The following is a 21,025-nucleotide window of genomic DNA, read 5'->3' as shown; positions in this document are numbered from 1 at the left end:
GAAGCGGGGGTGCCCCGCTCGTCTGAGATTAACCGGTGGGTAACGAGCGCGCCAGTCCCTTCCGCCGATACGTTCCTCCCCGTGTCCGACGCCGCCTTCCATCGGTTGTCCAGAACGGATCGGTACGGACACCGTCCACCCCTACGAGGGCGGGCCCCCGGGGTGGCCGGGCGCGCTCACCGGGTATGCCAGCGGGCAGTGGCAGTCACAGGGGTTCCCGAACGACCGGGGGGAGACGGGCTCATGGAGCGGACGGGGCACTCGCAGGAGCCGGGGCGGTCGGTCATGGAGCGGCTGCGGAGGGAGGCCGTCCTGGAGCGGCTCGCCCAGGAGGCCGGGCGCACGGAGACGTACGAACGGCTGGCCGCCAGCGGCGACCAGGACGAACTGGCGGTGGTCCTCACCGCCCCCGGCGAACCGCTGTGGGCCAGGGAACTGGCCGCCTACCGGCTCGGACTGGCCGGGGACCGGCGGGCCTTCGAGTCGCTCGTGCTGTTCCTCAACCACCGCGACCCGCTGCGCGGCGCCTCCGCCTCCCACGCCCTCGCCCGGCTCGGCGACCCGCGCACCGCCCGCGCGGCGGCGGCCCTCGCCACCAATGAACTGCGGGTCGCCTACGCCCTGCACCCGGTGCGGCTGCTCACCGAGTTGGACGCCCCCGAGTCGGTGCCCGCGCTGGTCACCACCCTGGAGCGCCGGCTGCGCCCGCACGACCCGTACCGCAGGGTCGCCCTCGCCTGCGTGGAGGGCCTGGGAACCCTGGGCGACCCGCGGGCCCGCCCCGTGCTCCAACGGGCCCTCGCCCATCCCGCCCTGGCGGAGGCAGCGGTGAGCGCGCTGGCCCGGATCCCGCGCCAGAGGTGACGGGGTTCTGGGGGTGCTGGCGGGTCAGCCGGGCGGGACCCCGTGCCCGGGGTGCCCGGGGCTCCGGGGCGGCCCCGGCGTGTCAGCCTGCGGGCAGGGGGCGGGCGTACCGCACCTCCGGTACGGCCACCCCCGCCACCACGTACGGTTCCCGCGCCCCGTCGGCCGAGAAGCCCGCCTTCTCGTAGAACCGGCGGGCGGAGGCGTTGCCCTCCACCACCCACAGCAGCATCCGGGGATGTCCGACCGCGGCGCACCGGCGCAGCGACTCGCTCAGCAGGGTCCGCCCGACACCCTCGCCGTAGTGCCCGGGGTCCACGTAGATCGCGTACAACTCGGCGTCCTCCGTGAGCGCGTCGCCCTCGCGGTACGGGCCGTGGCAGGCCCAGCCGAGCACCTCGCCGTCCCGCTCGGCGACCAGGTCGACCACCCGGCCGCCGCCCTGACCGAAGCGGGCGCGCTGCCGCTCGGCGTCCTCGCCGGCGCTGAGCGCGTCCAGATAGGGCTGCGGCATCAGACCCCGGTAGGCGGAACGCCAGCCGCCGGTGCGGATCTCGGCGACCCGGTCGCAGTCGCCGAGCGTCATCCCCCGTACGGTCACCGCCGCCGTCATGCCTCGCCCACCACCGCGAACGCCTCGATCTCCATCAGGAACTCCGGCCGCACCAGCCCGGCCCCCCGCACCGCCGAGGCCGCCGGGAGCCGGTCGTCGGGAATGTGCGCGACGCGGGCGGCGCGGATCGCGGGCATATGGGCCATGTCCGTGACGAAGTAGGTGAGTTTGACGACGTCGTCGAAGGTCGTGCCCGCGGCGACCAGACAGCGGCGCAGATTCTCGAAGACCTGGCGGGCCTGGGCGGCGGGGTCACCCTCGCCCACCACCTCGCCGTGCTCGTCCAGCGCGATCTGCCCGGCCACGGCCACGAACCGGCCGGTGCCCATGACCACATGCGCGTACTGCGCGGCCGGGGCGACACCCTCGGGGGCGGGAATCCTCGTCAGCTCACTCATACGTCCATGATGGGTCAAGGCTCCGACCACGCCGCGGCCAGACCCCGTGCGGGGAGCCGTCAGGACCCCCAGGGCCTCGCCGACGCCCCGTCAGGGCTCAGCCCCGGAACCCCAGCAGCCCGTGCAACTCCGTCCCCTCCGGCGACCCCTTCACGGCCTTCGTCTCCTCCGGCTCCGGCTCGGGCGACGCCGCGCACACGGCGTCCGCCCCGCCCTGACCGCGCGGCACGGTCCCGTCGGTGAGATAGGCCACCAGATGCCGGTCCAGGCAGGAGTTCCCGCTCAGGGAGACGCCGTGGTTGCCGCCGCCCTCCTCCACCACCAGGCTGGAGCCGCGCAGCAGCCGGTGGACGGCGGCGGCGCCCTGATACGGGGTGGCCGCGTCACCGGTGGCCTGGAAGAGCAGCACCGGCGGCAGGTCGCCGTTGCCGATGTTCACCGGCTCCAGCGACTCGGTCGGCCAGAACGCGCACGGCGCATTGTACCAGGCGTTGTTCCAGGTCGTGAACCGGGACTTCGCATAGGCCGCCCAGTTGTCGGCCCGCCACCGGTCCCAGTCGCGCGGCCAGCCCGCGTCCCGGCACTGCACGGCCGAGTAGACGCTGTAGCCGTTGTCACCGGCGGAGTCGACGGCCGCGAACTTCTCGTACGCCTCGACCAGCGGGCCGACGTCACCGCCGTCGGCGTACGCGGCGAACACCTCGGCCAGGTAGGGCCAGTAGCCGTTGTAGTAGGTGCCTGGCAGGAAGGTGTCCTCCAGCTCGGCGGGGCCGACCTTGTCCCGGGCGGGCCGCTCGGCGAGCGCCGCCCGCATCGCGTACCAGGCCGCCTCGACCCGCGCCGGGTCGGTGCCGAGCCGGTAGGTCGCGTCATGGCGGGCCACCCAGGCCATGAACGCCCGGTGCCGGTCGTCGAAGGCGTGGTCCTGGGCGAGGTTGTCGTCGTACCAGACGCCCGTCGGATCCACGATCGAGTCGAGGACGGCCCGGCGTACCCGCTCGGGGTGGAGCTTGGCGTAGACGGCGCCGAGGTAGGTGCCGTAGGAGTAGCCGAAGTAGTTGATCCGGTCGGCGCCCAGCGCCTCGCGGATGCGGTCCAGGTCCCGGGCGGCGCTGATCGTGTCGATGTGGGGCAGTTCGGCCGCGTACTTCTTGCCGCACGCGTCGGCGAAGGACTTCACCCGGTCGAGACCGGCGTACTCGATCGCCGGGGTGCTCGGCACCGAGTCGGGGCGGACCGGGTCGAAGTGGCCCGGCGAGCAGTCGAGCGCGGGGCGGCTGCGGCCCACACCGCGCGGGTCGAAGCCGATGATGTCGTACTGGGCCGCGACCTCCTCCGGCAGCGCGGAGGCGACGAATCCGGCCAGCGTGAGCCCACTGCCGCCGGGGCCGCCGGGGTTGACCAGGAGCGGGCCCTGGTACGTCCGCGCGGTGTGCCGCACCCGGGAGAGAGCGAGGGTGATCCGCCGGCCGTCCGGGGCGGCGTGGTCCAGCGGCACCTCCAGCGACGCGCACTCCAGCGTCGGGTAGGCGGTCGTGGCGCACTTCTTCCAGGTGAGCGAGGCGGTGTCCGCGGCCCGCGCGGGAAGGGCCGCCAGCGAACCGGCCGCGACGACGACGGCGCCGCACCACGCGGCTGCGCGTCTGCTCATGGGTCCTCCCGGGACGGCGGTGACGGACCGCCGGTGGCACGGTCCCGCGCCGCACATCGTCCCGGAGAACCCGCCTGCGGGACCGTGTTTTCCTCCCGGCATGACCCGATTGTGTCGGGCGATGCCCCCGGATGCCCGCAGCGCCCGTCCGCAGCGCCCGGTCCACCGCGCCCGTCCTCGGATGAGTCGGACGTGTCAGATGGGAGATGGGTCAGATGGGTCAGATGGGCCAGATGGTTCAGATGAGGGTGAGCTGGGTCGGCTCCGCCGGTTCGGCGGGGGCCGGTTCCGGCTCCCGGATCCGCCGGGGCATCCCGGCGCGCGCGGGGCCGATGCCGTACTCCTGGGCCAGGTCGTGGACCTGACGGGTGATCCGGCGCTGGTACCACTTCGGGGCGTAGGCGCCGTCCGCGTACAGCCGCTCGTAGCGGCGGACCAGATGCGGGTGGTGGCGGGCGAGCCACGCCAGGTACCACTCGCGCGCGCCGGGCCGCAGATGCAGCACCAGCGGGGTGACGGAGGTGGCGCCGGAGGCGGCTATCGCCCGGACCGTGGCCCGCAGCCGATCCGGGTGGTCGCTCAGGAACGGCAGCACCGGAGCCATCAGCACCCCGCACCCGATCCCGCGCCCGGTGAAGGTCCGTACGACGTCCAGCCGCCGTTCCGGGGAAGGGGTGCCCGGCTCGACCGTGCGCCACAGCTCGGGGTCCGTGAAGCCGACCGAGACGGAGATGCCGACGTCCGTCACCTCGGCGGCCTGCGCGATCAGCTCCAGATCGCGCAGGATCAGGGTGCCCTTGGTGAGGATCGAGTACGGGTTGGCGTGGTCGCGCAGCGCGGCCAGGATGCCCGGCATCAGCCGGTAACGGCCCTCCGCGCGCTGGTAGCAGTCCACGTTGGTGCCCATCGCGACATGGTCGCCCTGCCAGCGGCGCGAGCCGAGCTGGCGGCGCAGCAGCTCGGGCGCGTTCACCTTGACGACGATCTGCGAGTCGAAGTCCAGCCCCGAGTCCAGGTCCAGATAGCTGTGCGACTTGCGGGCGAAGCAGTACACGCACGCATGGGTGCAGCCCCGGTAGGGGTTGATGGTCCATTCGAACGGCATCCGGGAGGCCCCCGGCACCCGGTTGAGGATAGAGCGGGCCCGCACCTCGTGGAAGGTGATACCGCGGAACTCCGGCATGTCGAAGGTGCGGACGGTCACCGCGTCCGCGCCGAACAGCGCGGCGTCGGCCGCTCGGCCGTGGCCGCCGTCCGCTTCCACGGTGAGGTTCTCCCAGCGCATGACGCCTCCTCGATAGCACTGACCATAGAATAGAACATCTGTTCCCATGATCGTGCGAACGCCACGCCCGTGCGCGGCGTGTCACCTGGACGATCACTTGCGTGACGGTGACCGGCCCCGATTTGGGTGCCCGGCGGCCGGGGTGGTTGGGTGGGCCGCAGCCCTTGAAGTACCCCGAGAACCCCATGCCTGGAGGAAGCGGATGGCGCAGGTCGAGGCCACTACGGAGCGGGTCGTCGCGGCGGGCCCGGAGGACGTGTTCGACGCCCTCGCCGACTACAGCGACACCCGCGCGAAGCTGCTGCCCGAGCAGTTCAGCGAGTACGAGGTGCGCGAGGGCGGCGACGGCGAGGGCACCCTCGTCCACTGGCGGCTCCAGGCCACCAGCAAGCGGGTGCGTGACTGCCTGCTGGAGGTCACCGAGCCCAGCGACGGCGAACTCGTCGAGAAGGACCGCAACTCCTCCATGGTCACCGTCTGGCGGGTCACCCCGGCCGGCGAGGGCAGGTCCCGGGTCGTGGTGACCAGCACCTGGACCGGCGCGGGCGGCATCGGCGGCTTCTTCGAGCGGACCTTCGCGCCCAAGGGCCTGGCCCGGATCTACGACGCGATCCTCGCCCGGCTCGCCACCGAGGTCGAGAAGTAGCCCCACGGGGCCTTCGGGACCCGCAGGGCCTTCGGGAGTCACGGGGCTTTCGGGACCCGCAGGGCCCTCGGGGTCGACGGGGAGACCGGGCGACCGGGCGACCGGCCCGACGGAGGCTCGCGCGGCCCCGTGGGTCCACAGAACCTCCGTAGGGTCAAGGACCCACCGCCGGGCGGCAGTTGAGACTCACCGGTTCGAGTGGATCCACCCCGGAAGTCACCGTACGCCGTAACTCGTGGCGCTTGCTGTCAGTTTTCCCTCCACGCGGAATCAGTGGGAAACAGCGGCAGGCGCGACGAGGGGAGCGTGACGTGGGCGGGGTCACTCTGGTGCAGGACGGCCCGGTTCGGGAGGGACCGGACGCGGCGCCCCCGGCGCCACCCGCCCCGGTCTCCGAGGCACCCCCCGGCGGTCTCAGCCCCCGCCGGGTGCGGCTGGTGTTCTTCGGGCTGATGCTGGCGCTGCTCCTCGCCGCCCTGGAACAGATGATCGTCGCCACCGCGCTCCCGAAGATCGTCGGGGAACTGCACGGTCTGGACAAGATGTCCTGGGCGATCACCGCCTATCTGCTCACCTCCACCGTCGGACTCCCGGTCTACGGCAAGCTCGGCGACCTCCTCGGCCGCAAAGGCGTCTTCCAGTTCGCCATCGTCGTCTTTGTCATCGGCTCCGCGCTCGCGGGCCGCGCGCAGACCATGGACCAACTCATCGCCTTCCGGGCGGTCCAGGGCGTCGGCGCCGGCGGACTGATGATCGGCGTCCAGGCGATCATCGCCGACATCGTGCCGCCACGGGAACGCGGCCGGTTCATGGGCCTGATCGGCGCCGCGTTCGGACTGGCGTCGGTGGCCGGACCGCTGCTCGGCGGCTACTTCACCGACCATCTCTCCTGGCGCTGGTGCTTCTACATCAACATCCCCTTCGGCCTGGTCACCATGGCCGTCGTCGCCGTCGTCCTCAAACTGCCCAAGCCGACCGCGAAACCCCGCTTCGACATCCTCGGCACCCTGCTGCTCGCCACCGCCTCCACCTGTCTGGTCCTGCTGACCAGTTGGGGCGGCACCGAGTACGCCTGGGGCTCGCGGGTCATCCTCGGCCTCGCCGCCGGTGCCGTGGTCTCCACCGTGCTCTTCCTGGCCGCCGAGCACGTCGCCCCCGAACCCCTCATGCCGCTGCGGCTGTTCCGGGACTCCGTCTTCAACATCACCGCCGTCGTCGGACTGGTCGTCGGCGTCGCCCTGTTCGGCGCCGCCAGCTATCTGCCGACCTTCCTCCAGATGGTCGACGGGGCCTCCGCCACGGAGTCCGGGCTGCTGATGCTGCCGATGATGGGCGGCGTCGTCGCCGCCTCCATCGTCTCCGGACAGCTCATCAGCCACTCCGGCCGCTACAAGGCCCACCCGATCCTCGGCGGCGCCCTCTCCGTCGTCGGCATGTGGCTGCTGTCCCGGCTGGAGACCGACACCGCCCGCTGGCAGTACAGCCTCTGGATGTTCGTCCTCGGCACCGGCATCGGCCTGGTGATGCCGGTCCTCATCCTCGCCGTGCAGAACTCCGTACGCCCCGCCGACCTCGGCACCGCCACCAGCGCCAACAACTACTTCCGGCAGATCGGCGGCAGCGTCGGCGCCGCGATCTTCGGCACGCTCTTCGCCAACCGGCTCACCGACGCCCTCGCCGACCGGCTCCCGGCCGACGCCGGCGCGGACCTGCCCGACGCCGAGTCGATCACCCCGCAGGCCGTGCACGCCCTCCCGCCCGACCTGCGCGACGCCTACATCGAGGCGTACGCCGACGCCATGCCGCGGATCTTCCTCTATCTCGTGCCGGTCCTCGTCCTGGGCCTGCTGATCACCTTCTTCCTCAAGGAGAAACCCCTGGTGTCCCACAGCGCGCCCCACTCCGCCCTCACGGCCGAGCCGCAGATCACCGAGGTGACCGTCACCGTCCCCGGCGCCCGTGCCCCCCACTCCGCCGGCATCCCCGTCTGCGGGACGGTCCAGCACCCCGACGGCACCGTCGTGCCCCGCGCCGCACTCACCCTCATCGACGTCGCCGGACAGCAGGTCGGCCGCGGCGCCAGCGGCGAGGACGGCCGCTACGCGCTCGCCACCCCCGGCACCGGGTCCTACGTCCTGATCGCCGCGGCCGGTGGCCACCAGCCGCAGGCCGTCTCCGTCAGCGTCGCCGAACGACCGGTCGAACTCGATGTCGTCCTCGGCGGCGCCGGACGGCTCGCCGGAGCCGTCCTCACCGCCGACGGCAGCCCCGTGCGCGACGCCACCGTCACCCTCACCAACGTCCACGGCGAGGTCGTCTCCAGCACCCGCAGCGGACGCGAGGGCGGCTACGTCATCAGCGAACTGGTCGCCGGTGAGTACACCCTCGCCGCCAGCGCCCCCGCGTTCCGCCCGGCCGCGCTCCCCGTCACCGTCCAGGCCGCCCGCGAGACCCGGCAGGACATCGAACTCGCCGGTGGCGCGGTCCTGCGCGGCACGGTCCGCGCCGGTGGCGGACGCCCCGTCGAGGACGCCCGGGTCACCCTGCTCGACGCCGCCGGGAACGTGGTGGACACCCTCACCACCGGCCCCGACGGCACCTTCCGCTTCATCGACCTCTCCTCCGGCGAGTACACCGTCATCGCCGCCGGATACCCACCGGTCGCCACCGTGCTCCAGGTCGCCGGCGGAGGCCGCACCGAACGGGACCTGCAACTTGGGCACGAGGACTGACGGGCCGACCGGCGGTTATCGGCTGAGGACTGACGGGCCGACCGGCGGTCATCGGCTGAGGGGACCGGCGATCGCGAAGGCCGACGGTCCCCGGGCCGTGGGGGCGGGGGTGCGCCGGAGCGCGCCCGTGCCACCAATTCCCGTATTGCCACCCCCCGTGACCGGACGCCGCCGTACCGTGGTGGCGGAAACAGATCTTGCGGAGGCGCGGGGGAGAGAGGCCGGACCATGAACCGTGGGACGGATGGCACGGACCGGGAGGCACCCGGCCGCCGCTCGTCCGGGCAGGGCACGGTGACCGGGCGGCCCACCGCCGGACGTATCCCGCTCGCCGTGGTCGTGGTCGACCGCGACGGACTGGTCTCCCATTGGAGCAGCGGGGCCCGACGGATCTTCGGCACCCCCAAGGCGACCGCGATCGGCAGCCCGGCCGGTGACCTGCTCCCCGTCCACGGCGCCCTGCCCGACCCGCCCGACCCCACCGCCGACCACACCGCGTCCACCGGGCTCACCGATCGCCCCGGCCTCGACGGCCCCGACAGCCCCGACGGCCCCGGCTCCGACACCCCCGGCCCCGCGCTCGACGCCTCGCTCGACACTTCCCTTGAGACCTCCCTCGACACCTCCCCCGACGGGGAGCTGTCCTACCCCACCGCCGGGCGGGCCCGGCTCACCGTGCCCGAGCGCGGCCGGATCGATGTGCTGTGGTGGGCCTACCCGCTGGTGGGACCCGGCAGCGGGCGGCTGCTGGTCCTCGCCGCCGACGCGGCCGGGCCGCACCGCGACGGCGCCGGCGGAACCCCCGACCGAACCTCCGGTGAGACACCTGACGACCTCCGCCGACCGGAGCGCGTCGCCCCCGCCTTCGCCCGGCACACCGACTTCCCCGCCGCCGACCGGCTCGCCCGCGGGCTGCCCGAGATCCTCCCCAGCATGAGCGTCGGCGAGAGCGCCCGGATCGTCGCCCAGATCCTCGAACTGGGCTATCCCGTGCTGGAGTTCAGCCGGCACGACGTGGTGCCGGTCACCCCCGACTGGGGCGTGCCCCGGCGCGAGGAACGCCGGGCCCGGCGCGAGCGCACCGAACGGGCCCGGGCCCGAGGGGTGCCCGTACCCCGCGGCCCGGCCGACGGGACGGGCGGCGCCGACCACGGTGACGACGGAGAAGACCTGGAGTACGCCGCCGTACGCGAGCGGCTCGAATTCCTCAACGAGGTCAGCGGGAGGATCGGCACCTCGCTCGATCTGTCCCGGACCATCGTCGAGGTCAGCCGCGCCGTGGTGCCCCGCTTCACCGATGTCGCCGGAACCTATCTGCGCGAACAGGTCGTCGCCGGTGAGGGCTTCCCCGACGGGGTTCCCGACACCACCACCCTGTGGCACCGGGTCGCCGTCGAGCACACCGACGAACCCGGCCGCTGGGACGATGTCGTCTCCGTCGGCGAGGCCATGCCCTTTCCCGCGCACACCCCGTTCTTCCAGTGCATGACCACCGGTGAGCCGGTGCTGGTGCCCCGGATCAGCGAGCGGATGGGCCACGCCATCGCCTCGCAGTTCGAGAAGCGGGACATCCGGCCGCTCATCAGCAACCGCTCGATGCTGGTCGTACCGCTCAAGGCACGGGACGTCGTGCTCGGCTTCATGATCCTGCTGCGCCACCCCGAGCGCGTCGAGTTCAACGACATGGACCGGGTGACCGGCGCCGAACTCGCCGCCCGGGCCGGCCTGGTGCTGGACAACGCCCGCATGTACACCTTCCAGGAGGCCGTCGCCGAGACCCTCCAGGACAGCATGCTGCCGCACATCCCGCCGCGCATGGCGGGCTGCGACATCGCCACCCGCTATCTGCCCGGCACCCTGCTCGGCCGGATCGGCGGCGACTGGTTCGACGCCGTGAAACTGCCCGGCGCCCGCACCGCGTTCGTCGTCGGCGACGTCATGGGCCACGGCCTCAACTCGGCCGCCATGATGGGCCAGTTGCGTACCGCCGTACAGACCATGGCCGCCCTCGATCTGCCGCCCGCCCGACTGCTGCGCACCCTGGACGACCTCGCCCAGCGGCTCGGTGACACCTACCTCGCGACCTGTCTGTACGCGATCTACGACCCCATCGCCGGCGAACTCCACCTCGCCAACGCCGGACACATCCCGCCCGTGCTGGTCCGCGCCGAGGACGGGCGCAGCGAACTGCTCGACCTGCCGACCGGCGCCCCCATCGGGGTCGGCGGGGTGCCCTTCGAGTCCGTCCGGGTGCGGGTGGGGCCCGGCGACCGGCTGGTGATGTGCACCGACGGGCTGGTGGAGATGCGCGGCGAGGACATCGGGGTCCGCCTGGCCACGCTGTGCGAGTCCGCCGCGCACCCGGCCGCCGCCATGGACGACGCCTGCGACACCATCATCCGCGCCCTCAACACCCGCGAGGGCCGCAAGGACGACGTGGCCCTGCTGATGGCCCGCCTCAACGGCATCGCGCCCGACGACGTCGCCGTATGGCGCCTGCCACGCGACCCGGCCGAGGTCCGCCGGGCCCGCGCGGTGGTCCGCGAGCAGCTTCACACATGGGGCCTGTCGCCGAGGACGGCCGACGCCGCCGAACTGATGGTCAGCGAGCTGGTCACCAACGCCGTACGGCATTCCCACCGCGGGCCGGTCGAGCTGCGGCTCGTGCGGGGCGAGACCCTGCTGTGCGAGGTGGACGACGACGATCACGAGCTGCCGACCCTGCTGAACGCCCGGCCGACGGACGAGGAGGGGCGCGGGCTGAAGGTGGTGAGCACCCTGGCCCGGGAGTGGGGCGCCAGCCGGACCGGGGCAGGCAAGACGGTGTGGTGCGAACTCACGCTGCCGCGCTGTTGAAGGACGCGATACGCACCACTTGAAGTGCATTTCGGCGCGCGGTGGACCGTAGACGACGGGGGGAGTCGGGCATGAGCGTGACGATGCGGTACCGGGAGGCATGGGAGGGCTTCTGGCGGGAGGCGCCGGACGGGCCGGGGGCCGTGTTCTGGGACGCCGAGCCGGTGCTGACCTCGGGGATGCACCTGGCCCGGTTCGAGCCGCGCATGGTGGACCCGGGGCTGCCCCTGATCGACCTCGGCTGCGGCAACGGCACCCAGACCCGGTTCCTGGCCCAGCGTTTCCCCCGGGTCCTGGGCGTCGACCTCTCCGAGGCGGCGCTGGAGCACGCCCGCGCCGCGGATCCCGCAGGGCAGGCCACCTACCGGGTGCTGGACGCCGTGGATCCGGCCGAGTCCGACGCGCTGCACATCGAACTGGGCGACGCCAACGTGTACATGCGCGGTGTCCTGCACCAGTGCGAGCCGGAGGACCGGCAGCCGCTGGTCGACGGGATCGCGACCCTGCTGGGGGAGCGGGGCCGGGCCATCCTGGTCGAACTGGCCGAGGCCGCCGGGCCGATCCTCCAGGCCCTGGCCCGGCGGCCCACCGGTCCGCCCGCCAAACTCGCCCCCGTCTTCCGGCACGGGATCGCGCCGGGCGAGGTCGCCGACGCGGCGCTCCCCGTCTATCTGGGGGTGGCCGGGCTGACCGTGCTGGCCGACGGTGAACTGCCGCTGACCACGACGGAGTACGGGCCCGACGGGGCGCGTATCGAACTGCCGTCGAAGTGGCTGATCGTCGGACGCCACGCGTGAACCGCCGGGCGCCCGGCATCGACAGGGTGCGCACAGGAACCGGCTGAACCGCCCGAGGCGCCCGTTCCGCGCTTATGCTCGAACGTATGACCCTCAGGCGCAGTGTCATCTCCGCGCTCGCCACGGGCGCCGTGTTACTCGTCGCGGGGTGTACCGACTCCGCCACACCGAGTGCGTCCACCACCCTGTCCCAGCCCCCGGCGAGCAGCGCGGACAGCAAGGGCGGCCCGAGCAGCCCCGCCCCCTCCACCCCGCGGTCCGCCACGGGTCCGGTGTCGACGCCGCCCCCCACCCCGGACGCGGACCCCCGGGTGGACCCGGCCGCGCTGACCATCCCCGACATCGGCCTGCACGACCTGGAGACAGTCCCCTACGAGGGCACGACGGACGACCGGGAGGGCACGAGGATCCAGAACGGAGGGCTCGGCGCCAGCCCCCACGGCGAGAACGGCGGCGTGGGCCCCGGCGAGGTCGGCAACTACCTCGTCACCGCCCACCGGCTCAGCGCGGGCGGCCCGATGCGGGACCTCCCCGACCTCACCAAGGGCGACACGGTCACCGTCGAGCTGGGCGGAGTGACGTACACGTACCGGATCACGGAGACCCGCGAGACCTCGTTCCGGTCCGCCGCCTCCCTCGCGGAACAACGGGCACCCGTACCCGGCAAGCCCGGCGAGAACCCGACCGAGGCGATGATCACCCTCTCCACCTGCGCCACCCCGGAGGACGACGCGGCCGGCAACTTCTGGCGCGACGAACTGGGCAACCCCGAACACCGCATCGACAAGATCGGCGTCCTGGTCTCCACGACAGAAGCCACCCCGACCGACCAGCCGTCCTGACGGAATTCCTCGTCGTGCCCGGGATCGGGTTGGATGATCGATGACGGCGACGCGCTGATCGGCTGGTGCCCTGCGCTTCGCACCCCCCGATCGTCGCCCACCTGCGGCTACTCGTGTTCGGAAAGGTCATCTGGTGGAGATCTCTCGGTTCCATGATGTCATCGGCCCTCCAGCGCTCGGTGGGGATGTCCGGTCGGACTGGGGGCCCGTTGAGAGCAGGGCCGGTCTCTCGCTTCCGGCCGACTACAAGGAGTTCGTTTCAGCCTACGGGCCCGGTAGCCTGAATGATCAGCTGTATCTGTTTCACCCCAGGGCCGTTGATGATGAGAACGGGCTGCGGCTTGAGTTTCTTTGGCGGCAGGCTGCCTACGAATATGAGCAGCTATCCCTCGTCGACCCCGAGTTGGCTCCACAGCCGGTGCATCCCACACGCGGGGGCCTCGTTCCCGTAGCCCGGTCCATCTCGGGCAACCATGTCTTCCTGGCGCCGCCGGACCACCCCGGCGGGGAGTGGTCCGTGGTCCTGGACCTGGGAACCTGGGTATTTCTTCCCATGACGTTCACAGATTTCCTGTGGGCGGCGCTTCACGGAGAGCTGGAAGCCCCGATCCTTGAAGGTGCGCCGTTCTTCAAGACCGAGGGAGCGATGGAGTCGTGAAGCGGACGCCCGCCTGACCGGCAGGCGCAGCCCGGGCGAACGCGCACGGCCCGGCAGCAAGTACCACGTCCTGCGTCCGGCGACCAGCACGACTCCCCGGGCGGCGAAGTGCTACGGGACGGTCGCGGAGCCCTCTCGGGTGTCGGTCAGGCGTAGCCGGTCGTCGGTGAGTCGGCGGGAGAGGTCGGCGATGGTCCATCGGGGGCGGCTGGTGAGGCGGGCGGCGAGGATGCGCAGGGCGAGCGGGAGTCCGCCGCAGGCGGCGACGACCTGTCTGGCGGACTCGGGTTCCGCGCCGACCCGGCCGCTGCCGACGAGTCGGGTGAACAGGTGCAGCGCCTCCTGCGGCGGCAGGACGTCCAGCACGATCCGGAGGCTGACCGGCAGAGTCGCCAGGCTGTTGCGGCTGGTGACGACCGTCGCGCAGGTGGGGGAGCCCGGCAGCAGCGGGGTGATCTGCTCGATGCTCACCGCGTTGTCGAGGACGATCAGGGTGCGTCGCTGGGCGAGGACGGTACGGAAGAGCGCGGCGCGTTCGGTGCGGTCGTACGGGATGCAGCGGTCCGGCTCGCCCAGGGCGCGCAGGAAGGCGGACAGGACGGCGGCCGGGTCGGCGGGTGTGCCGTCGGCGTCCTGGAGATCGGCGTACAACTGGCCGTCGGGATAGGAGGCCAGCAAGGGATGCACGCTGTGCATCACCAGGGCGGTCTTGCCGGTGCCGCCGGTGCCGGTGACGAGCACGATGGGCATGGCTTCCCCGTGGTGGCCGAGGAGGGTGCGGCGGATCTGTTCCGTCTCCGTCGTGCGGCCGGTGAAGTCGGCGATCGCGCGGGGGATCTGACGGGGCACGGGACCTCGCCACCGTAAGCCGCCGCCCGCGGTACCGGCTTCGAGGGGGTCGGGAGCCGGGGGCGTGGAGCCGTCGCCGGTCGCGCCCTGGAGGATGCGGGTGTGCAGGGAGCGCAGTGCCGGACCCGGGCCGACGCCCAGCTCCTCGCCGAGCAGCCGGTGCACCTTGTGGTAGGCGGCGACGGCGTCGGCGCGGCGGCCCGTGCGGTGCAGGGAGCGCATGAGGATCTCGTGGAGGTCCTCGCGCAAGGGGTGTTCGTCGGCCAGGACGGCGGCCTCCGCGGCGGCCTCGGCGAAGCGTCCCGCCTCGGTCAGCGCGTGGAGGCGGGCTTCGAGGGCGTCCAGGTGATGCGCCCGCATGACGTCCCGCTCACGATCCGCCAGCGGGCCCGGGACGCCCACGAGCGGCTCGTCGCGCCACATCGCCAGCGCGCTGTCGAAGACGGGGACGGCCGCCGCGGGGTCCCCGCCGGCCCGCAGCGCCCGGGCCTGCGCCACCCGCCGCTGGAACACCGGCCAGTCCACCCGGTCGTCGTCCACGTCGAGCAGATAACCGCCGTTGGCCGAGCGCAGCACCTGCCAGCACCGGGACCGGTCGTGGCCGGGCTCCAGGGCCTGCCGCAGCCGCCAGATGTAGGTGCGCATGACCGCGGTGGGGGACGCGGGCGGGCGTTCCCACAGGGCGTCCACGAGATCGCTCATCGTCACCGACCGGCGGCGGTTGACCGCCAGCGCGGCCAGCACCGCCCGCTGCTGCGGTGAGCCGAGCACGATCTCCCTGCCCTGTCTCTCGGCCCGTATCTGCCCCAGAAGGAAGAACGTGAGTTCCGGCCGTGCCGTTGCCGTCATCGCCACACCTCGCTGTTCCCGTCACCTCGCTGACCGCCGCCGTGAGGGAACCGGCAGCCGGGTCGTAACCCGTCTTATGTTGTCACATCAACGAAATGATGGCCGAGGACCGCCGTCCGGACCGCCGGCCCGGCCTACGGGCTCTCCCGCAGCGACACGAAGAACTCCTCCCGCGTACGCCTCCCGGGACCGGCCGCGAGGGCGTGATGACGCAGTTCCCGGCGCGAGGAGATCCCCAACTTGCGGAAGATGCTCCGCAGATGGGTGTCCACGGTCCGCCGGGACAGGTACAGCGCGTCGGCGACCTCCTTGGACGTGTCGCCCCGGGCCACATGCCGCGCTATCCGCTGCTCCTGAGCCGTCAGCACGGCCGGCTCACCGCCCTCCGGACGCGGTGCCCGCGCGCCGGCCGCCGCCAACTCGCCCGCACAGCGCTCCCGGAAGGCCCGGGCCCCGGCGCGGTGGAAGACGCCGTACGCCGTGCGCAGGGGGGACCGGGCGGCCGACATGCGTGCCTGTCTGCGCAGCCACTCGCCCCACAGCAGATGGCTCCGGCCCGCCTGGAGGAGCGCCCCGGCCGCCGTCAGGGCGTACGCGGACTCACGGAAGAACCCGTCGGCCTCCTCGCCGTCCGACAGCAGGGCCCGGGCCCGCAGATGCAGCCCCCGCGCCCAGTCGCTCCCGGTCAGCCGCGCACACTCCTCCAGCCGGGCGGCGGCGGCCCGCGCCTCCGGCCGGTTCCCGGTGCGCACCGCGGCCTCGACCAGTTCGGGCAGCAGCCAGTTCCGGTACGCCAACTCGTCCAGCGCCACCGCCTCGACGCAGCTCCCGAACGCCCGGCCGTACCGCCCGTGCGCGTTGTCCAGCACGGCCCGCGCGCACTCGGCCGCCGTCAGCAGTCGCCCCTCCCCGCGTGCCGTGGCGTTCGCGGCGGCGGCCGTGGCCAACGCCTCGACGGTGTCCCGGCGTCCGCTCCAGGCCGCCAGCGCCAGCGCGGCGTAGTCCAGCGGTACGGCACCGACGGCCTCGCTGATCCGGTACGCCTCGGCGACGCGGACGCCCGCCCGCGCCAGATCGCCGTGATGGACGTCCGCCAGCGCCTGATGCGTCAGGCCCCAGGGGAGCGCCGTCACCTCGGACCGCCGCCGCGCCGCCTCGGTCCGCCGGTCGGCCAACGCCCGCCAGGCGGCACCGTCCCAGACGGCGACGGCGGCCTCGCAGACCAGCCAGCCGCCGACACCGTCGAGACCGAGGTCGGGGTCGGGGTCGGGGTGCGCCGGGGCGGTCAGCCAGGTGTCCACCGCCCGGCGCATCGGCCGCACGGCAGGACCGTAGCCCCGCAGGGTGTGGACGGCGACGGCGGACAGAAGCATCTCGTGGGAGTGAGCGGCTGTCACGGCCCTGGTCGTCCTGGCGGCTGGTGCCGGGTCCCTCGTGTCGCCGGTGTCCGTCGCTTCCTTCGTGCCCCTTGCATCCCTTGCATCCTTTGCCTCCCCCGCATCTCTTGAGTCCCTCGGGGAGAACTCGTGCGCCCGCTCGGCAGCCGCTCGCCGGGTCTCCGCCGTGCCTCGCCGACCTGCCAGGACGTCGGCCGACAGCGCCTCCAACAGGGCGACGCCCTCCCGCCGTACGTCATGGACGCGCGCGTGTTCCGCCGCCTGGTGCAGGGCCCGTGCGGCCGGACCGTCCCGGTGGGCCTCGTACCGCGTCCGGGCGTGCAGGGACATCGCCTCGGTCCGCTCCGTGCGCGGCAGCGCGGTGAGTCGGAGATGGCCGAGCAGATCCAGCGCGTGCCGCGGCCCGCCCGCGCGCCGCCAGGCCGAGGCGGCGGCCAGGAGCCGTGCCGCCCGCCGCCCGCGATCGGCCGTCAGCAGGGCCGCCAGTTCCAGCAGCGGCGCGGCCGTCCTCGACTCGTGGCGGGCCAGCCGCTGTTCGGCCGCCGTCTGCAACCGCGCCGCCACCGGCTCGTCGAACGAGGGCGCGGCCTGACCGAGATGCCAGGCGTGCTGTCCGGGCACGCGGACGCTGTCACAGGATTCCGCCAGGGCGCCATGGACCAGTCGGCGCCGTGCGACGGAGGCGCTTGCGTAGACGTACGTCCGCAGCAGGGGATGGGCGAACCGTACGGCCGCCCCGAACACGATCAGACCGGAGGACTCCGCCTCGGTCACCTCGGCCCCGCGGAGCCCGAGCGCCTGCGCGGCCCGCAGTACGGCCACGGGGTCCCCCAGCGGTTCCGCCGCGGCCACCAGCAGCACCTGGTGCGCCGGGCCGGACAGGTCGCCGAGCGCGTCGCGCATCCCGGCCGGCGGCAACCGGTCGTCCGGCTCCCGCAGCGGGGGCCGTACGGTCGCCATCTCCGTCGGGGAGAGCGCGTGCGGTACGGCCAGCAGCGCCCGCGGATTGCCCTGGGCGTCGGCGACGACCCGCGCGCAGACGGCCGGATCGAGCGGGGCGGGCAGGTGGGCGCGCAGCAACGCGAGCGCGTCCGGGTCCGGCAGTCCGGACAGCCGCATCCGGGGGAGCGAGGCCAACTCGGGGCAGCCGTCGCCCTCCGGCAGCGGCAGCGGCAGCCGCGGCGGCGACGGGAGGGCGAAGAGACAGGCCACCCGCTGGTCGCCGCATCGGCGCGCGGCGATGGCCAGGGCCTCCCGCGACGGCTGGTCCAGCAGATGGGCGTCGTCGTGGAGGCACAGCAGCGGTTGTTCGGCGGCTGCCGCGGACAGCAGCCGGAGCAGCGCCAGACCGATCTCCAGGACGTCCGGCCGGGCGGCGCCCGAGCCCTCGTCCGGAACGGCCATCACGGCCGCCACGGTCTCCCGTTCTCGCGGCGGCAGCCGGGGCGCCGGGCCGCGCAGGGCGGCGAACACCCGCTGCAAGGCCGCGTAGGGGAGATGCCGTTCGGCACGGTCGCCCGCCACCCGCACGACGCGCACGCCGGGCGACGTGGCGCGGACCTGCTCCAGCAGGGCGCTCTTGCCGACGCCGGGCTCCCCGTCCAGGACGATGGCCCCGCCGTGGCCCCGGAGACTGTCCCGTACCAGATCCTTGAGCGCCGCGAGCTGAGGGCCTCTGCCGTACAGCCCGCCCCCGGTGTCCTCTCCGTGATGTGCCGAAGGGGCCGGACCGGCCCCATGTGCCGACGCGGCTTCCCGCATGCATCCCCCAGCTCGACGGTGGTCGCCTCCGGAGCGGCCGGCAGGTCGTCCACCGGGCTCCCACCGGGGATGGTTCCCCGGCGGGGCCTACGCCGCGTGGACGGAGCGTCTACCGGCCGTCAACACGGATGCGCGCGACTCCCGCGCTCTGCGCGGAGGGTGTCACCCGGCTCGCTGCCGGGGGGCTGGTCCCGTGCGGTCACGGTCGGGTCGTCGGCTGGGGCTGCATCGCTATCGGCGCCGTGGCCGAGCAGGTACGGATCGACGTGCCCGTCCGTCCTCGCTCCCCGGCGCTCGCTCCCGCTCAGTCCTTGTGCTGGCCCAGGAGCTGGAGTTCCCAGGCCAGGCTGGTGCCGAAGACGCCGCCGTGCTGGAGGAGGATCTCGGTCACACCAGGTACGGTCTCCTCGCGCGCCCAGTCCCGCTGCCACTCGGCGATGACGGTGCTGGCACAGGTCGGGATGACACCGGCCTGGATCATGCGCTCGATGCCGCGTTCGTGGGCCTCGTTGGAGGTGGCGCCCGAGGCGTCCGTGACGGCGAAGACCCGGTAGCCGTCGGCGAGGGCGTGGATCGCGGGCCAGGCCAGGCAGATGTCGGTCCACAGACCGGCCATGACCAGATCCTTGCGGCCGGTCGCCGCGACCGCGTCCACCACCCGCTGGTCCTCCCAGGTGTTGATGGTGGTGCGGTCTATCGGGGCCTGCTCGGGGAAGACGTCCTGGAGCTGGCTGATGAGGTGACCGCCGCGCTCCTCGACCACCGTGGTGAGGATGGTGGGTACGTCGAAGACCTTGGCGCCCTTGGCCAGAGCCGTGACGTTGTTGACCACCAGGGTGGCGTCCATGCTGCGCATACCGGCGAACTGGGCGCCCTGGTGGTCGATCAGCAGCAGCACCGACTTCGAGGGCTCAAGAAGCGCGTCGAGTCCGGTGTAGGTGATGCCCTTGGCTGCCATGTCGTCTCCATGGTCGTAGCGGCGACGGCCTTGACTGCGACCGCCGCCGGCGACTTTTCCAGCCGGACCCGGGCCGTGACATCGGCAACCGATACGTAGCCAAGACGTCATGCCGCCGGGTGACCCGTGCCACCCGTGCCACCCGTGTAATCCGTGCAACCTGTGCAACCCGTGCAGCCTGTGTAAATCCGGGGAGCCCTCATTTAGATGATGCGTCAACAAGCTGATAGGATCCGCGCATGTCCGAAACGCGATGGCTGACCCCGCGCGAGGCCGAGATCTGGGCGACGTACCGCCGGCTCTGCCGCGACCTCCGGCGCGCCCAGGATCAGCAGTTGCAGCAGGATTCCGGTATCTCGGCCGCCGATTACGCCTTGCTCGCCCCGCTGTCGGAGTCCGCGGACGGCGTGCTGCGGGCCCGTGATCTCGGGGTGGAGGTCGACTGGGAGCGGAGCCGGCTCTCCCACCAGATCAGCCGTATGGAAAAGCGCGGCCTGGTCGTCCGGGAAGCGTGTGAGGACGACGCCCGTGGCTCGATGGTCCGCCTGACCGCGAAAGGCAGGGAGACCATCGAGGCAGCCGCACCCGGCCATGTGGAGATCGTCCGGCAGTTGTTCTTCGACCCGCTGGACGCGGACGAGATCAAGACGCTCGGGGAGTTCCTGGGCCGGATCGTGGCCACGGTGGAGGGGAACGCCGGGGGCCGCGCTTGAGTGTGGCGCCCGGGGCGTCCGTCAGGGACGCGCTCCCCTGGTGTCCGTTCTCCCGCCCCCCGCTTCCTGGGTGTCCGGCTGCTGCTCGCCGGAGAGGTGGGTGTCGAGGAAGTCGAGCAGTGCGGGCTGCCAGTGGGGCAGTACGGACGGCAGGCCGGTGCCGCCGTGCGGGGCGTCGGGGTAGACCAGGAGCGTCGTGTTGCGGTTGGCCAGGTCCCAGCGTCGTTCCAGGAACAGGGTGTCGTCCACGAGGTGGTCGGCGGTGCCCACGCCGAACAGGACCGGGGGCAGTCCTGTGAGGTCGGCGTGGAGGGGTGACAGGTCCGGGTCGCGACGCTGGGCGGGCGACAGGTCCGGGTGGGCCAGGTCCATCATGCCGCGCAGTACCGTCGCGGTCAGTACGTCGTGGTCCGTCTCCTCCTGGGCGCTGGGCGTGCCCGAGAGGTCGTAGACGCCGAACTCCAGGGCCGCGGCGCTGAATCGGCCCCCGTGGCCCCGGCGTCGCAGCCGCAGCAGGGTGGCCGCCGCGAGGTTGGCTCCCGCCGACTCGCCGTTGATCAGGAGCCGCGTGGTGCCGAACTCCGTGCCGGCGTGGTCGATCAGCCAGGCCGCGGCCGTCTCGCAGTCGTCGTGGGCCGCCGGATAGCGGTGCTCGGGCGCGAGGCGGTAGTCGACCGAGACGACCACGAGGTCCAGGGTCTGGGAGAGGAAGGCGTTGAGGCCGTCGTTCATCTCGGGGGCGCCCATGATGAAGCCGCCGCCGTGGATGTTCAGCAGGACGGCGCGGGCGGGGCGGGCCGGTACGAAGGTCCGCAGCCTGATCGGGCCGCGCGGTCCCTCGACGTGGCGGTCGACGGCCTGCTGCTGCCCCGGGGCGGACAGTTGGCGGCGCAGATCGGCCAGGGCCTCGGCGTCGTAGGACCCGGCCGTGCCGTGGGGGAACACGGCGGAGAACGCGGGGGACATGGCCTCCGTCATCGCCCGCCCCTCGGCACGTATGAGCGGACGCAGGCGATCGATCTCCGCACTCCAGAGAGCCATGGCGGTCGCTGTCCTTTCCTGGGCGGACCCCGGGGTGCCGGACGACCGCTCCGGGTTTGTTGACGCAACAACATCCTTGCACTAGCTTTATTGACGCGTCAACCATGGGTTGGCG

The 21,025-nt window shown here is 72.9% G+C and carries 16 protein-coding genes; 8 read left to right on the top strand and 8 right to left on the bottom strand.

Annotation, left to right across the window (positions count from 1 at the left end):
- Positions 1 to 285 precede the first annotated feature (285 nt).
- Entirely contained in the window at positions 286 to 864 is a 579-nt protein-coding gene (locus ACIQNG_RS18210) for an adenylosuccinate lyase (RefSeq protein ID WP_401486320.1), read from the top strand.
- An 82-nt stretch (positions 865 to 946) separates the two neighbouring features.
- Here the strand turns inward: ACIQNG_RS18210 and ACIQNG_RS18205 are convergent, their stop codons facing one another.
- The 4 genes from ACIQNG_RS18205 to ACIQNG_RS18190 form a co-directional block, all read right to left on the bottom strand.
- Positions 947 to 1,477 carry a GNAT family N-acetyltransferase gene (locus ACIQNG_RS18205; protein WP_401424831.1) on the bottom strand — a complete coding sequence of 177 codons (531 nt, stop codon included), beginning with the start codon at positions 1,475 to 1,477 and terminating at the stop codon, positions 947 to 949.
- Complete coding sequence (locus ACIQNG_RS18200) at positions 1,474 to 1,875, bottom strand: RidA family protein (RefSeq protein WP_401486069.1); 402 nt, start codon at positions 1,873 to 1,875, stop codon at positions 1,474 to 1,476. The genes ACIQNG_RS18205 and ACIQNG_RS18200 overlap by 4 nt, the downstream gene beginning before the upstream one ends.
- Before the next feature lie 97 nt (positions 1,876 to 1,972).
- Positions 1,973 to 3,526: an alpha/beta hydrolase gene (locus ACIQNG_RS18195; protein ID WP_401486067.1), complete on the bottom strand. Its 1,554-nt coding sequence runs from the start codon at positions 3,524 to 3,526 to the stop codon at positions 1,973 to 1,975.
- Positions 3,527 to 3,764: 238 nt separating this feature from the next.
- Positions 3,765 to 4,811: an Rv2578c family radical SAM protein gene (locus tag ACIQNG_RS18190; RefSeq protein WP_401486065.1), complete on the bottom strand. Its 1,047-nt coding sequence runs from the start codon at positions 4,809 to 4,811 to the stop codon at positions 3,765 to 3,767.
- 202 nt (positions 4,812 to 5,013) lie between these two features.
- Here ACIQNG_RS18190 and ACIQNG_RS18185 point away from each other — a divergent pair, with 202 nt between their 5' ends.
- The 6 genes from ACIQNG_RS18185 (at position 5,014) to ACIQNG_RS18160 (ending at position 13,342) form a co-directional block, all read left to right on the top strand.
- Entirely contained in the window at positions 5,014 to 5,457 is a 444-nt protein-coding gene (locus ACIQNG_RS18185; protein WP_401424826.1) for an SRPBCC family protein, read from the top strand.
- A gap of 311 nt (positions 5,458 to 5,768) precedes the next feature.
- Positions 5,769 to 8,189, top strand: coding sequence for an MFS transporter (locus tag ACIQNG_RS18180; protein WP_401486063.1), 2,421 nt, complete (start codon positions 5,769 to 5,771; stop codon positions 8,187 to 8,189).
- Between the two features lie 228 nt (positions 8,190 to 8,417).
- Entirely contained in the window at positions 8,418 to 11,045 is a 2,628-nt protein-coding gene (locus tag ACIQNG_RS18175; RefSeq protein ID WP_401486060.1) for a SpoIIE family protein phosphatase, read from the top strand.
- 71 nt (positions 11,046 to 11,116) lie between these two features.
- A complete protein-coding gene (locus ACIQNG_RS18170; protein ID WP_401486058.1) occupies positions 11,117 to 11,842 on the top strand; it encodes a class I SAM-dependent methyltransferase in 726 nt (241 codons plus the stop codon).
- 86 nt (positions 11,843 to 11,928) lie between these two features.
- Positions 11,929 to 12,684 carry a class E sortase gene (locus tag ACIQNG_RS18165; RefSeq protein WP_401486056.1) on the top strand — a complete coding sequence of 252 codons (756 nt, stop codon included), beginning with the start codon at positions 11,929 to 11,931 and terminating at the stop codon, positions 12,682 to 12,684.
- 133 nt (positions 12,685 to 12,817) lie between these two features.
- A complete protein-coding gene (locus ACIQNG_RS18160; protein WP_401424818.1) occupies positions 12,818 to 13,342 on the top strand; it encodes an SMI1/KNR4 family protein in 525 nt (174 codons plus the stop codon).
- A 111-nt stretch (positions 13,343 to 13,453) separates the two neighbouring features.
- On the opposite strand, the gene ACIQNG_RS18155 is transcribed toward ACIQNG_RS18160, so the two are convergent.
- From ACIQNG_RS18155 to ACIQNG_RS18145, 3 genes are all read right to left on the bottom strand, one after another.
- Positions 13,454 to 15,040: a BTAD domain-containing putative transcriptional regulator gene (locus ACIQNG_RS18155; protein ID WP_401486054.1), complete on the bottom strand. Its 1,587-nt coding sequence runs from the start codon at positions 15,038 to 15,040 to the stop codon at positions 13,454 to 13,456.
- 134 nt (positions 15,041 to 15,174) lie between these two features.
- Positions 15,175 to 18,198 carry an AAA family ATPase gene (locus ACIQNG_RS18150; protein ID WP_401486051.1) on the bottom strand — a complete coding sequence of 1,008 codons (3,024 nt, stop codon included), beginning with the start codon at positions 18,196 to 18,198 and terminating at the stop codon, positions 15,175 to 15,177.
- A gap of 304 nt (positions 18,199 to 18,502) precedes the next feature.
- Positions 18,503 to 19,156 (bottom strand): hydrolase, encoded by a 654-nt coding sequence (locus ACIQNG_RS18145; protein ID WP_401486049.1) that lies wholly within the window; start codon positions 19,154 to 19,156, stop codon positions 18,503 to 18,505.
- Positions 19,157 to 19,395: 239 nt separating this feature from the next.
- Here ACIQNG_RS18145 and ACIQNG_RS18140 point away from each other — a divergent pair, with 239 nt between their 5' ends.
- Positions 19,396 to 19,869, top strand: a complete 474-nt coding sequence (locus ACIQNG_RS18140) for a MarR family winged helix-turn-helix transcriptional regulator (protein WP_401486047.1) — start codon at positions 19,396 to 19,398, stop codon at positions 19,867 to 19,869.
- Between the two features lie 21 nt (positions 19,870 to 19,890).
- Here the strand turns inward: ACIQNG_RS18140 and ACIQNG_RS18135 are convergent, their stop codons facing one another.
- Positions 19,891 to 20,910, bottom strand: coding sequence for an alpha/beta hydrolase fold domain-containing protein (locus ACIQNG_RS18135; RefSeq protein WP_401486045.1), 1,020 nt, complete (start codon positions 20,908 to 20,910; stop codon positions 19,891 to 19,893).
- Positions 20,911 to 21,025: the final 115 nt, after the last annotated feature.

It is taken from the genome of Streptomyces sp. NPDC091377, from assembly GCF_044757045.1.
Taxonomy (GTDB): Bacteria; Actinomycetota; Actinomycetes; order Streptomycetales; family Streptomycetaceae; genus Streptomyces.
Note: the sequence above shows the minus strand (reverse complement) of the source record. Positions and strands in the feature narration are given on the sequence as shown.